General features: G+C 64.2%; 12 protein-coding genes. 8 read left to right on the top strand and 4 right to left on the bottom strand.

What is annotated here, in order from left to right:
• The 3 genes from KAZ48_08575 to KAZ48_08565 all read left to right on the top strand — a co-directional run.
• Window positions 1–578, top strand: a 578-nt coding sequence (locus tag KAZ48_08575; GenBank protein MBP7972843.1) for a single-stranded DNA-binding protein, incomplete at its 5' end; no start/stop codon positions are given.
• Between the two features lie 44 nt (window positions 579–622).
• Window positions 623–2,293 (top strand): energy-dependent translational throttle protein EttA, encoded by a 1,671-nt coding sequence (gene ettA, locus KAZ48_08570; GenBank protein MBP7972842.1) that lies wholly within the window; start codon window positions 623–625, stop codon window positions 2,291–2,293.
• Window positions 2,290–2,994: a hypothetical protein gene (locus tag KAZ48_08565; protein ID MBP7972841.1), complete on the top strand. Its 705-nt coding sequence runs from the start codon at window positions 2,290–2,292 to the stop codon at window positions 2,992–2,994. Before ettA ends, KAZ48_08565 begins: the two co-directional genes overlap by 4 nt.
• A 126-nt stretch (window positions 2,995–3,120) precedes the next feature.
• Here the strand turns inward: KAZ48_08565 and KAZ48_08560 are convergent, their stop codons facing one another.
• The 3 genes from KAZ48_08560 to KAZ48_08550 all read right to left on the bottom strand — a co-directional run bounded on the left by KAZ48_08560 (window position 3,121) and on the right by KAZ48_08550 (window position 6,735).
• Entirely contained in the window at window positions 3,121–3,558 is a 438-nt protein-coding gene (locus tag KAZ48_08560) for a globin (GenBank protein ID MBP7972840.1), read from the bottom strand.
• A gap of 61 nt (window positions 3,559–3,619) precedes the next feature.
• Window positions 3,620–4,612, bottom strand: a complete 993-nt coding sequence (locus KAZ48_08555) for a mechanosensitive ion channel family protein (protein ID MBP7972839.1) — start codon at window positions 4,610–4,612, stop codon at window positions 3,620–3,622.
• Window positions 4,609–6,735 carry a S9 family peptidase gene (locus KAZ48_08550; protein ID MBP7972838.1) on the bottom strand — a complete coding sequence of 709 codons (2,127 nt, stop codon included), beginning with the start codon at window positions 6,733–6,735 and terminating at the stop codon, window positions 4,609–4,611. Before KAZ48_08550 ends, KAZ48_08555 begins: the two co-directional genes overlap by 4 nt.
• A gap of 319 nt (window positions 6,736–7,054) precedes the next feature.
• On the opposite strand from KAZ48_08550, the gene KAZ48_08545 reads away from it, so the two are divergent.
• The 5 genes from KAZ48_08545 to KAZ48_08525 all read left to right on the top strand — a co-directional run bounded on the left by KAZ48_08545 (window position 7,055) and on the right by KAZ48_08525 (window position 11,673).
• Window positions 7,055–7,351: a DUF1049 domain-containing protein gene (locus tag KAZ48_08545; GenBank protein MBP7972837.1), complete on the top strand. Its 297-nt coding sequence runs from the start codon at window positions 7,055–7,057 to the stop codon at window positions 7,349–7,351.
• Window positions 7,348–8,766 (top strand): amidase, encoded by a 1,419-nt coding sequence (locus KAZ48_08540; protein ID MBP7972836.1) that lies wholly within the window; start codon window positions 7,348–7,350, stop codon window positions 8,764–8,766. The genes KAZ48_08545 and KAZ48_08540 overlap by 4 nt, the downstream gene beginning before the upstream one ends.
• Window positions 8,763–10,937 (top strand): 4-alpha-glucanotransferase, encoded by a 2,175-nt coding sequence (gene malQ, locus KAZ48_08535; GenBank protein ID MBP7972835.1) that lies wholly within the window; start codon window positions 8,763–8,765, stop codon window positions 10,935–10,937. The genes KAZ48_08540 and malQ overlap by 4 nt, the downstream gene beginning before the upstream one ends.
• Before the next feature lie 75 nt (window positions 10,938–11,012).
• Entirely contained in the window at window positions 11,013–11,276 is a 264-nt protein-coding gene (locus KAZ48_08530; GenBank protein MBP7972834.1) for a hypothetical protein, read from the top strand.
• Entirely contained in the window at window positions 11,263–11,673 is a 411-nt protein-coding gene (locus KAZ48_08525; protein MBP7972833.1) for a DUF5130 family protein, read from the top strand. Before KAZ48_08530 ends, KAZ48_08525 begins: the two co-directional genes overlap by 14 nt.
• A gap of 6 nt (window positions 11,674–11,679) precedes the next feature.
• Here KAZ48_08525 and KAZ48_08520 read toward each other — a convergent pair.
• A partial coding sequence (locus tag KAZ48_08520) for an ERAP1-like C-terminal domain-containing protein (GenBank protein ID MBP7972832.1) occupies window positions 11,680–13,338 on the bottom strand: 1,659 nt, incomplete at its 5' end.

Below are 13,338 nucleotides of genomic sequence, written 5' to 3'. Positions count from 1 at the left end.
TATTCACATGTCGCGCCCGCCCAGCTGCCCGTCAACAAGGCGGCCGGGACTCGCCCGTCGGGTGTGCTCGGGTCGCGACCATTGACTCACCGGGCGCAGGACGGTTGGTACGGACTCAGCAAGGGGGAGCAATGGATCAAGGGAGCACCGCCCTTATCGGAACAGTGGTTTCCACTGTCTACGAGCAGCGCAACGAGCAGTCGCATCGACTGGCACGGTTCCGAATGGTCGTGGCACCGCGACGTTTTGACCGCTCAAGCGGAAGCTGGGTTGAGCAAGAGGCGTCGTACTTCACGGTGGTACTCGCGCGGGCGCTTGCCGCCAACGCTCTGTCGTGCCTGCGACGTGGTGACCCGGTTGTCGTTGTTGGGCGCATTCGGGTTCGTGAGTGGGAGAAGGATGGGCGCCGGGGTTCGGCGACGGAGATTCACGCGAACTCGGTTGGACATGACCTCACGCGTGGCGTCGCGAGTTTCAGCCGACCCGCCCGCGGACCTGGTGAAGCCAACGCCGCCAACGGAGCTCCCCGAGCCGGAGTTCGCCCGGCCCGGATGGCCGCAGCAGCACGCACAACCTAGGCGCGCGCGGAGCCGGGCAGTGGACGTCATTAGGCTAAGTGACCGTGGCCGAATACATCTACACACTTCGCAAGGCACGTAAAGCGCATGGAGACAAGGTCGTCCTCGACGACGTGACCTTGTCGTTCCTGCCCGGCGCAAAGATCGGTGTGGTCGGCCCGAACGGTGCGGGTAAGTCCACGCTGATCAAAATCATGGCTGGTTTGGAGCACGTCTCCAACGGCGACGCGATCCTTTCCCCGGGCTACTCCGTCGGAATCCTGTTGCAGGAGCCCGAGCTAGATCCGGAGAAGACGGTCTTGGGCAACGTCGAAGAGGGTGTCGCCGAAACGAAGGCGATGATGGCGCGCTTCAACGAGATTTCCGCGGAACTCGCAGACCCGAACGCGGACTACGACAAGCTCCTCGCGGAGATGGGGACGCTGCAGGAGCAACTCGACCACCGAAATGCTTGGGACTTGGATGCCCAACTCGAACAGGCGATGGACGCGTTGCGTTGCCCACCGCCAGACGCTGATGTGACTGTGCTGTCAGGTGGCGAACGTCGCCGGGTCGCGCTCTGCAAACTGCTGCTTTCCCAGCCGGATCTGCTGCTCCTCGATGAGCCCACCAACCACCTTGACGCCGAGAGCGTGTTGTGGCTTGAGCAGCACCTGGAGAAATACCCAGGAACCATCGTCGCCATCACCCACGATCGCTACTTCCTCGACAACGTCGCCGAGTGGATCCTCGAGCTCGACAGGGGTCGCTGCTACCCCTACGAAGGCAACTACTCAACCTACCTGGAGGCCAAGGCCGCCCGCCTCAAAGTCGAGGGTCAGAAGGATGCCAAGTTGCGCAGGCGGTTGGTCAACGAACTTGAATGGGTGCGCTCCAACCCGAAGGCCCGACAGGCCAAGAGCAAGTCACGACTCAATCGATATGACGAGATGGCCGCCGAGGCTGACCGCGCGAGCAAGCTGGACTTTGAAGAGATTCAGATCCCGCCCGGCCCCCGGCTGGGCAACGTCGTGGTCGAGGTCGATCAGCTGACCAAGGGCTTCGGAGACAAGCTGCTGATGGACGACTTGTCATTCACATTGCCACGCAACGGAATCGTCGGCGTCATCGGTCCCAACGGTGTCGGCAAGACGACGCTGTTCAAGATGTTGATCAGTGAGGAGCAGCCGGACGACGGCAGCATCCGCGTGGGAGACACCGTCTCGGTCTCCTACGTCGATCAGGACCGCGGTGGGATCGACCCCAAGAAGAACGTGTGGGAGGTCGTCTCCGACGGACTCGACTACCTGAAAGTCGGCAAGGTCGAGATGCCCAGCCGCGCGTACGTCGGTGCGTTCGGATTCAAGGGACCGGATCAACAGAAGCCTGCCGGGGTCTTGTCCGGTGGCGAACGCAACCGCCTCAACCTCGCGCTGACGCTGAAGATGGGCGGCAACTTGCTGCTGCTCGATGAGCCAACCAACGACCTCGACGTCGAGACGCTGAGCAGCCTCGAGAACGCCTTGTTGGAGTTCCCCGGGTGCGCAGTGATCACCTCCCACGATCGCTGGTTCCTCGACCGGGTCGCAACTCACATCCTGGCTTACGAGGGGGACTCCCAGTGGTTCTGGTTTGAGGGCAACTTTGAGTCCTACGAGGCGAACAAACTCGAACGCCTCGGCCCAGAGGCCGCTCGTCCGCACCGCACCACCTACCGCAAACTGACGCGAGGGTGAGCCAGGGCGTCGCGCCACAGCCGCGGAGGCCAGCCTCGCTGCATCTGCGCTACCCGGAGGCCACCTTCTTGGCTGGCTATTTGCGGGTCCTCGTGGAGTGGGACGCGCGGGCCTGCGTTCGATTACTGCAACGCCGAGCCGCAATGGGCGTGTTTGGGGCACCTCCGACCGGATGCCTGTCGTTCGTCGCGCTGCCACTTGTCACCGGCGAGCTCGACGCGCCTGTTCCGGTCGCAGATCGCACGATCTCGGCGGGTCGGCTGCGCGACATCATCGGCGATGTCACCGTTCGGGTCGATCAGGACCGCATCGTGCAGATTCCCGAAGCGGTCACTGGTCCTGCTGAGCTGGCACTCCTGCCGCCGAGCGACGGCTGGGAAGCGAGTGGATCGTCGGCCGCGCGCACGGTGGTCGAGGTCGTCGATCAGGCCGTGGCGCAATTCAAGTCCCGCGTGCCCAACAGTCAAACCGACCCCGAGATCGCCGAACGTGAAGCTGATCGAATCTGGTCGCGTCCCGGCTGGGAGGGGATCCCTATTCGGGCGTTGCACACCGCGAAGGCGCTGGGGTTTCTCACGAACTTGGACGCGCAGGTTGCGGCGGCCCGGCTACCTGGCTGGTCGCGGTTCTCGACGCCCGCTGGGCAAGTGTTCACCCCCGACGAGGTGGGGACACTCTCGCTGCGCCTGCTCGGTGGCTAGTTGCTGCTCATCGAGCAGCCAGCCGACCAGCGCTGGCGCTCGCCGCCTACGGCTGCTACCTGCGGGCGATGGAGACGAGGCGTGCCTGGTGATGCAGGACGTCGAGGGCAATGAATTCTGCCTCGACTAGATGTCAGCGACCGGCTTGTCCGGGCGCAAACCCTCGTGAACGTTGACCATCGCGTGGGCGGCCATCACCAGATAACGCCACATCTCGTCGTCGAGGCGGGCGTCCAGTTCGCGCTTGTCCAAAGCCGTGCGCATGTGTGCGAGCCAATGGTCTCGGGCGGCCTCGTCAATCGCGAAGGGCCCGTGGCGCAGGCGCAAGCGAGGATGCCCGCGCTGCTCGGAGTAGGTGCTCGGCCCGCCCCAGTACTGCTCAAAGAACATCCTCAGTCGCAACTCCGCCGGACCTAGATCCTCCTCGGGATACAACGGTCGCAAAACGGGGTCGATGGCGACCGTCGAGTAGAAGTCCGCCACCAGCGCAGCGAAGAAATCGTGACCGCCAAATTGCTCGTAGAGTGACTGTTCGGTGTCGCCTGGTGGAGTCTGCGCCGTCATGGTTCGAGCCTATCCCGACGGCGATGTCCGCACCGGCGCACCGGCCAGGGCTCTCAGCCCGCTAGGGCTTCAGTGGTCCCGTTCCATAGATCTTGGGTGGGGGATGACCGGGTCCGGGGGTGCTGGCAGGAGGTGGCGCGGGTTCGGCCGGACTTCCGGTTGCTGCCGATGGCATTCCGATGCCAGCTCGGTCGAACGTGAGTTTGAGGCGCTCGCGGATAATTCGGGTGACGTTCACCTGTTGCTCCGGGGCGGCTTTCGCCGTTACCCGGACCGTCACAGTGTCGGACCCCATTGACTCGACGCCGGCAAAGATTGGTTTGCCCAGCAACTTGTTGTCGTACTGCGGATCGGCATCCATGTCGTCCGCCACGGCCTCGACCAGCGACCGAACCTGGTCCAGATCATCGTTATAGGCGACGGTCACGTCCACGATGGCCAGCGTCCATCCCTGGGATCGGTTTGCCACGCGAAGGACCTCGCCATTGCGGACGTACCAAACCACGCCAGACATGTCGCGAACCCGAGTCGTTCGCAGTGTCACGTCCTCGACCGTGCCGACGACTGGCCCCAGGTCGACCACGTCGCCCACCCCATATTGGTCCTCCAGGATGAGGAAGATGCCGGACAGGTAGTCCTTGACCAGGCTCTGCGCACCGAAGCCAAGTGCGACACCGATGACACCAGCGCTGGCGAGCAACGGGGTAATGTCGATATTGAGTTGGGCCAGGACGAGCAGCACGCCGACGGCACCGATGAACGCCGTCGTCGTTGACCTCAGCAACGAGGCGATCGCCTCAGCGCGTGCCCGGCGACGCTGCGACATCAGGACCTGGGACAAGTCGCTGGTGTGTTCGGAACGCCGTGCGACCACCTCGCGATTCGTTTCGGCCTTGGAGACCAGCTTCTTGGTCACTCGTGCGATGACCTGGGTGACGACGACCCACGAGGCGACGCAGACCACAACGATGATCATGATCTTCAGCGGCAGGCCGACGAACGTTTCGACGAGCTGGTCAGACGTCCACCCGAGGGTCGAAGTAAGTAGGTTCACTCGCTGATCTCCTGGTCCAAACCGGTTACCGACGCGTGAAACGCGAGCACATCGGCCGAGAGGTCCACGCTACGCGAGATCGATCGAGCGCCGTGACCGACATCCGATTCGGTCCGCAGCAGAATCGGGTTGCTGCCGACGGTGCTGTGTTGTAGGGCGGCGCACATCTTGCGGGCGTGCATTGGATCCACGCGGGTGTCTTGGTCAAACGCGGTGAATAGGGTCGCCGGGTAAGCGACGCCCTCGCGAACATGGTGGTAGGGCGAGTACGCGGCCAACCATTGGAATTCCTGCGGGTTTGCCGCGCTGCCGTACTCGACGTTCCAGGTCTCACCTAGGCCCGATCCCTCGTACCGGATCATGTCGAGCAGCGGAGCCGAACAGTGCACGCCGGCGAATAGATCTGGCCGCTGGGTCATCACGGCTCCGACCAGCAGGCCACCGTTTGAGCCCCCGCTGATGGCTAGTTGCTCCGGTGTCGTCCACTCCCCGTCGATCAGCCACTGCGCCGCAGCGATGAAGTCGTCGTACACGTTCTGCTTGTTGGCGAGCATGCCGTCGCGGTGCCATTGCTCGCCCTCCTCACTACCGCCACGAATGCAAGCGATCGCGTAGACTCCGCCGGCTTCCACCCAGGCCAGCACCGACGGCGAGTAACTCGGCGCCATTGGTACCCCGAAGCCCCCGTAGCCGTAGAGAATCGTCGGACGAGTCGCGGTCGGCTTGCCATCCTCGGTTCGTGCGTCGGTTGGAGCCAGCAATAACATCCGCACTTCGGTGCCGTCCGGGCTGCGGTACACCTCCACGGTCGAGCTGATTCGCGGCACCTGGACGAAGCCCGGCGGATAGTCCGAGACCGTCAACTCGCCGGTGCGCGCGTCGTAGTGCATCACCCGTGGAATCGTTGCGTTATCGGTGTAGGTGAACCACGCCTCGTGTCCGCCGTCCGGCCGTTCGCCGATCCCACCGACCGTGCCAACGCCCGGCAGTTCGATCGTGTCGACACGCGAGCCGGACGCGAGATCGTGCACGGTGATCTCGCTGATTGCGTGGCGGGTCCAACTGGCCAGGATTACCGCCCGATCGAGCTCAGGCCCATCCAGAATGGCAAAGCTCTCCAGTACGGCCTCCGGATCTTCGGCGATAAGGTCCACCCAGTCGTCCGGCTCCCACAGTTCGGGAATGGTGACGGCCAGTCGCCCGCGTGGCGCATCGCGGTCGGTGAAGACGTAGACCCGACCATCGCGGCCGAATCGCAACCCTGTCTGCGCATCGACACCTACCTGGACAGGAACCAGGTTCGGAGTGGCTGGATCGCTTGCGGTTAGATCTGCGACCCAGAGGTCGTTGCGCGGTGCCGTTCCCTCGCTTGCACTGATGGACAGCCATCGACCGTCGCGGCTGACGCCAGCTCCGAAGTACTCGGTCTTCTTCCGGCCATCGCCAAAGATGAGCACATCCTGGTCCGGCTGGCTGCCTACCCGGTGTAGCCACACTCGGCGGTGGAACTGCTCCTCGCCGGGCGGCAACACATCGGGTGCTAGTCGGCGAACGTAGTAGTACGCCTCGCCACCCACCAGCCAACCGATAGGGGAATATCGGGCTCGATCAATCGGTCCTTCCAGCGATTCGCCGGTCGCGACGTCGATGACGTGAACTTCTGACTCTTCGGTACCGCCAACAGAGAGCTGATAGGCGAGCCGGTCACCTTCCTTGGAGGGCTGCCAGGAGTCCAGCGTCGTCAGGCCAGTCGGATCGAGCGCGATTGGATCGACGAGGATTCGGGTCCCGCCGTCGGCGTCGGTTGCCTGCAGTACCGCATGCTCCTGGCCGGGCTCGCGCCTCAGTTGGAATCGCCAGAGTCCCCGCCAGACCGGCGGGCTGATCGTGCCGGAACCGAGCAGCGCTTGCAGCCGTCGTCGCCAGTGGTCAATCGTGTGCCAACCCTCGCGCTCGGCGGAGAACAAAGCTGCTTCTGCAGCCAACCACTCCTGCGTCTGTGGATCATCGCGGTCCTCGAGCCACCGGTAAGGATCAGCGACGTCACACCCATGGATCACCTCGACCAGGTCAAGCCGTTGCGCGAGCGGGTACGGCTGGTGGATGCTGGCCGTTGGATGCATAGCCAGAGCTTAGTGATCAGCGGGCCCGCGCAGGCGCCTGACCGAGCTGAAGTAGGTGTCACAGAAGGCATGCGGGTCGCTAAGTGGGCATGCTAGGAACACACCAGTCGAGGAGGACACGATGAGTGCAGTTCCAGGTCAACCCGAACCGGGGTCGCAACCTGTTGGCCAACCGGTTCCGGCCACACCTTCGACACCGCCCACGCCCCCGGGCCAGCCGGCAGCTGGGTCGCAGCCTCCTGCTTCGGGGGGGGCGGCCGGTTCCCCGCAACCCACTCCGGCCGGTGCTGTCACACCAGGGGTGAAGCCGGGCACCCCCATGACCCCCAAAGCCCCGTGGACCTCGTACATCAAACCGGTCGCGTGGGCATTGGTCGCGATCTACGTCGTCGTGTTTGTGTTCGTCAACCGAACGATCGTGCAGATCGACTTCATCTTCTTCAAGACAGACGTCGCGCTGATATTCGTGCTGGTCGGAATGACGTTGATCGGTGCAGGGTTGGCGATCGGGGTTCTGGTCGCCACCCGCAGGCGGGCGGCGAAGAAAGCGGCGGCACCGACTCCCAAGGCCGGTGCGCAACCTGCCCAGTCGTCGCCTAAGAAGGTGGGCAAGTGAGCAAGTTGCACGACCTGACGGCCCTCGAGCAAGCCAAGGCGATCAGGGCTGGCACGACGTCAGCGCTCGAATTGGCCGAGCACTACATCCACCGGTCCGAGCGACTGACCGACGATGTCGGCGCATTCGTGGAGCTCACACCTGAACTCGCTCTGGACCAGGCGCGAGCGGCCGACGCACGCGTGCGCGCGGCTTCCGCCGACGATGTCCTGCCACCCCTGCTCGGCGTCGTGTGTCCGGTCAAGGACCTCGACTTCGTCTCCGGCATTCCGACCCGATTCGGTTCCAGCGCGATCGACATCACGCCGTGGGAAGACGACAACGTCGTGACCAAACTGCGCGCAGCCGGATTGGTATTTACGGGCAAGACCAACACTCCCGAGATGGGTCTGCCCTGCTACACCGAGCCCGACGTCGCCCCACCTGCCCGGACTCCGTGGGACCTGACTCGGTCTGCGGCGGGCTCCTCCGGCGGAGCAGCCGCAGCGGTTTCTTCGGGGCTGGCACCGTTCGCTCACGGCAGTGACGGCGGCGGTTCCATTCGTATCCCGTCATCGGTGACCGGCCTCGTCGGCATCAAGCCGTCTCGCGGTCGAGTGAGCAACGGTCCGCTACGCGATCCGATCGGCGAGGTCAACGTCAGCGGCCCGATCGCCAGGACCGTCGCTGACGCAGCAGCTCTGCTAGATGCCATGGCTGGCGGCTTTCCCGGCGATCCGTTCGGCGCCCCGGCGCCTTCGGACACCTTCCTCGCCGCCGCTAGGCGCGACCCTGGCAAGCTGCGGATTGGTTTCTATGAAACGCCATCGCTGAGTCACGTGTCCCTGCACCCAGATGTCGCGACGGCGGTGGCGCGGACGGCCAGCGCCCTGGAGGAGCTTGGGCACGAGTTGGTGGAAGTCGCACCGCCTTTCGACGACTCCATCCTGCCGATGTTCACGACCGTCTGGAATACCCTTGCCACGCTCACTCCAGTCGCGCCGGACAAGGAGGAGTTGCTGCGGCCACTGACAAAACACCTGCGCCAGTTGGGTTGGCAGATCAGTGGCCCACAGCTTGCCGGCTCGATCTCCATGTTGCGCATCAGCGCGCGGGCCGCAATGATCGCCACGAACGGATTCGACGCGATTCTGGCACCGACGATCGCCGACATTCCGGCGCTGGTCGGGCAGCTTCGGAACGACGACGACCCAGCTGCTGATTTTGACGCACAGGTCCGTTACAGCCCGTTCTGCGCTGCCTACAACGTCACCGGTCAGCCAGCCATCAACGTTCCAATGAACTGGAACGCAAACGGACTGCCAATCGGTGTCCAGTTGGTCGGTCGGATGTTCGAGGAGGAGACGATCATCTCCCTCGCCGCCCAGCTCGAGGCCGCACACAGCTGGCTCGGCCGTTACCCGGCGATCTGGTGAGCAGTAGCCCTGCCCCATCACCTTCGTTCGAGAAGCCCGACGACGAGTTAGCGGCCCTGGCCGATGCCTTCGGGGTGTCAATCAGCTACCAGGATCAAGCTGAAGAGACCAAACTCGTATCCGCCCCAACTATCCGGGCGGTGTTGCAGGCGATGGGTGTCGACGCATCGACGCGGGCGAGCTGTCGCGCGGCGCTGGCTCGAATCGCGATCACCCGTTGGGAGTCGACGCTGCCGCCGTCAGTGGTCGTCAGGCAAACCGCCGACAAATCCTCGCCGTGGCGCAGTTGGGTACACGTCCGGAATGACGAACCGGTTCGGCTGTGGGTCGACCTGGAGGGTGGCGGACGCCGGCACGACGTTGCGCTGTCGAAGGACAAGCCCAAGCTGGGGTCGATCGATGGAGTTGCCGTCACCGAGATCGTCGTCCTACTTCCGCGCGATCTACCGATGGGATATCACCGGCTGGTCGCGGTGACCGACGAGCGCCAGCACGAGTGTGAACTGATCGTCACACCCGAACGGCTGACGATGGATCCCAGCTTGGTAGAACACCGTGGCTGGGGTGTGGCTGCCCAGCTCTACTCAGCGCGATCCAGCCGTTCGTGGGGTGTTGGCGACCTTGCCGATCTCGGTGAGCTCAGTTCGTGGTTCGGTCGGGAACTGGGCTCAGCTTTCACGTTGGTGAATCCGCTTCACTCAGCCGCTCCCACCCCGCCGATGGAGGCGTCCCCCTACCTGCCGATCACCCGCCGATTCGCCAATCCGATCTATCTTCGCGTCGAGGCCATACCTGAGTTTGCCTACCTAGGCGAAGCCGCCCGTCAGGAGATCGATGTCATCGCGGCACCGCTGCTAGCCGCTGACAACGACGCCAACCTGCTCGACCGCGATGCCACGTGGGCGGGTAAGCGCCGAGCGTTGGAGTTGGTTTTCGGCGTGCCGCTCAGTCCGGGGCGGCAAGCGGGTTTTGACGCGTATGTGCGCGACGAGGGCCAGGGTCTGACCGACTTTGCCACGTGGTGTGCCCTGGCCGAGGTGCATGGTCCACGGTGGGATCGGTGGCCGGCGGAACTTCAACAGATTGCCTCCGCAGCCGTCTCGCGCGAGGCGCAACGGTTGAGCAAACGGGTGGCCTTCCACCGCTGGTTGCAGTGGCAACTCGATGAGCAGATGGCTGCCGTTCAACACGGTGCCAAAGACGCGGGTATGCCGATCGGCATCATGCACGACCTAGCCGTGGGGGTGCATCGCTTCGGGTCGGACACTTGGTCCGATCCGCTCGGGATGGCGCGGGCAGTGACGGTGGGCGCTCCGCCGGACAACTTCAACCAGGTGGGCCAAGACTGGTCGCAACCACCCCGACGACCCGACCAACTCGCCGCGACTGGCTACCGCAGCTATCGCGACATGCTGCGAACTCTGTTGCGCCACTCCGGGGGTTTGCGCATCGACCACGTGCTCGGCCTCTTCCGGCTCTGGTGGATACCGAAGGGGATGCCATCCTCGGCGGGTACCTATGTCCGCTATGACCACCACGCGATGGTCGACATCCTGGTCCTCGAGGCGGCTCGCGCGGGGGCGCTCGTTGTCGGTGAGGACTTGGGAACGGTGCAACCGTGGGTTCGAGGGTTCCTCGCCGAACGCGGAATCCTCGGTACGACCATCCTGTGGTTCGAACGAAAGAAGGGGGTTCCCATCCCTCCCGCGAAGTGGCGCGCTAACGCGATGGCCACAGTCACCGTGCACGATCTGCCCCCGACCCTGGGGTTCTTGGCCGGAGCGCACGTGAGGCTGCGACACGAACTCAACTTGCTCACCAGGTCGTTGGAAGACGAGCAGGCCGCATTCGAAGGGGAGCTCAGCGCCTGGCGCACGATGATGGAGGACGCGGGGTTGCTGCGACCACAGGCCAGCGAGGATGAGGTGGTGGTCGCACTGCACCGACTGATGACCTGGTCGCCAGCGAAATTGCTCGCGGTGACGTTGACGGATCTGGTCGGCGATCGACGAATCCAGAATCAGCCGGGAACAGACAAGGAGTACCCGAACTGGCAGATGCCGCTGTGTGGCCCAGATGGCGAGGTTGTCCTCATCGACGAGCTGCCGTCTTTGGATCGACTCCGCGCAATCGTGGGGGCGGTCGGCGGGCATCGGCGTGGGCCGGTCTAGCGTCTATCGGCAGGCACCGCGGCCCGCGCGCCGCTACGTTTGGACTGTCGTCCTCGGTGAGAGTGGGAGCAACAGATGTCTACGCTGCAAGCCATTCTGATTCTCGGCGGGATTCCCGCTCTGGTGGTGCTCATAGCGGTCCTCGGGGTGATGGCGCCCGGCTGGACTCGCGCTGGTCGGTACCGACCCGGGGAAGCATGGAACCACGACCCACTGGTCATCAACGCGGCTGCCAGTGGTGACATCAGCAAGGCGTTGACAACGAACCCCCGCGGGCTTACGAGCGAGGCTCAGCCTGCTGCGGTTGCGGAGGAAGGTGGAGCCAGTGCTAGATGGTGAACTCACCGACGCGCCTTTCAGTAACGGTCAAGTGGCCTCGCTGGAGAAGGCGCTGTACCGCGCCCGGTCCTCCACCGGCTTTGAGTTTTCCTGCTACGTCGGGGCGCTGGCGAATGGTCGCCAAACGGCGACAACTCTTCACCAGCAGTTCCGTGACCCGGCTCGCAGTGTGCTCGTCGCCGTTGATCCAGGTGGGCGCCTCATCGAGATCGTCACCGGCGTTGGCGTCAAGGACTATCTGGACGACCAGGCCTGCCGACTTGCCTGCCTGACCATGTCCTCGCGGTTCACCATCGGCGACATCGCCGCGGGCCTTCGCGACGGAATCATCGTGCTCGCAGAACATGCGCGCACGTCAGAAAGCCAGGAAGTGCTCCACTCCGACCTGCCCGAGTAGCAGGCCCTAACCGCCGAGGCCGTCGCGCTCCTGGCAGCGCATCGCTCGCTCAAGTCCGTCGAGGCCTTCGCCCACCAGTCGGCGAGCACCGGCGGCCAGCAGGGCGTTCTCGGCCAGGAATCTTTGCGACCTCGCGGCAATCTGGGGGTCTACCAACAACATCGGGTAGAGGCCCGCGACGATCTGCTGTGCCATCTCGGGCGTGCGATCAGCCCACGTTGCCGGGATCGAGTCGAAGTACTCCGCAACATGGGGACGTAGGAGTTCGCGTTGCTCGCTGACCATGATGCCACCGATGGTTGCCGCGAGCAGATGGTTGGGAAGCTCGGCATCGTGCAGCGCCGCGTGCCAGGCGGCGGCTTTGGCTTCCGGTGACGGGATCGCGGCCTCGAGGAACGCGACGTGCCGTTGGCCGGTTGCTGTGTTGTCCCTGGCGAGCTCAGTCGCGATCTGCGCACGGCCTGCGCGACCCATGATGACCAGACGCTGCAACAGACTCCAACGCATCTCAGTGTCAATCTCCAGACCACTGATCTGCTCCGTACCCCCGTGCAAACCGGCGACGAGGTTCAGGGCTTCCTCGCTGCTTGCCGTTGCGATGAAGCCGCGCGCGAAGGCCAGTTGGTGGTCGCTGCCAGCGTCGGCCCGCCTCGTCATTATGAGCAGGGCATCGGCGAGTTCGCTCTGGTAGCGGAGTCGGTGATCATCGGTGGCGTACACGTCGATCGCCGTTCTCAGCTGGCGGATGACTTGCTGAACGACTCCGACGTCACCCTCGTGAGGCAGCCCCGCGAGCACTAGCTTGAGGTAATCCGCAGTTCCGATCTCGGCATCGCGGGTCATGTCCCAGGTCGCCCCCCAGACCAAGGCGCGCGCCAGGGAATCGTCGAACTCGCCGATGCCCTCGATCGCGGTCCTGATGCTGGAATCGTCAAGGCGAACCTTGGCAAAGGTCAGGTCGCCATCATTGATCAGCAGCAGGTCCGCGCCCGCCTCGCCGCGAAGCTCCTCGACGTTCACTCCCGCGCCGACCAGGTCCAGCTCGACCTGCCGAGTTCGAGTCAGTCGCCCGTCTTGGCGCTGGTAGAGGCCAAGGGCAACGCGATGGTTCCGCAGCGTCTGCGCGACGCCCGCGGGGGAGCTCGGTGGTTCCTGGCGCAGGATCACCCGAACGTAATTGCCGTCGTCATCCACTTCGACCTCTGGCTTCAGCAGGTTGACGCCAGAGGTCTGGAGCCATTGCGCAGACCATGAATCCAACTCCCGGCCCGACGACTCGGTCAATGCGGTGAGGAGGTCGGAGAGCCGAGTGTTGCCCCACGCGTGCTTGTTGAAATAGCGACGCAGACCCTCAACGAACTCGTCCTCGCCGACCCACGCGACAAGTTGGCGCAGAGCTGCCGCGCCCTTCGCGTAGGTGATGCCGTCGAAGTTGACCCGGACTGCGTCGAGGTCAACCATGTCGGCGGCGATCGGGTGGGTCGAGGGCAACTGGTCTTGGCGGTACGCCCACGCCTTGCGCTGGTTGAGGAAGGTCGTCCAGGCCTCGGTGAATCTGGTCGCCTTGACGTTGGCAAAGTGGGATGCCCACTCAGCGAACGACTCGTTGAGCCACAGGTCGTCCCACCAGTGCATCGTCACCAAGTTGCCGAACCACATGTGTGC

It is taken from the genome of Candidatus Nanopelagicales bacterium, from assembly GCA_018003655.1.
Taxonomy (GTDB): domain Bacteria; phylum Actinomycetota; class Actinomycetes; order S36-B12; family UBA10799; genus JAGNDY01.
Note: the sequence above shows the minus strand (reverse complement) of the source record. Positions and strands in the feature narration are given on the sequence as shown.

What these genes read in the sequence shown, in the direction of transcription:
- KAZ48_08560 (MBP7972840.1), bottom strand. Translation starts at nt 3,558, where the DNA reads ATGACGGCGCAGACTCCACCAGGCGACACCGAACAGTCACTCTACGAG.
- KAZ48_08550 (MBP7972838.1), bottom strand. Translation starts at nt 6,735, where the DNA reads ATGCATCCAACGGCCAGCATCCACCAGCCGTACCCGCTCGCGCAACGG.
- KAZ48_08545 (MBP7972837.1), top strand. Translation starts at nt 7,055, where the DNA reads ATGACCCCCAAAGCCCCGTGGACCTCGTACATCAAACCGGTCGCGTGG.
- KAZ48_08530 (MBP7972834.1), top strand. Translation starts at nt 11,013, where the DNA reads ATGTCTACGCTGCAAGCCATTCTGATTCTCGGCGGGATTCCCGCTCTG.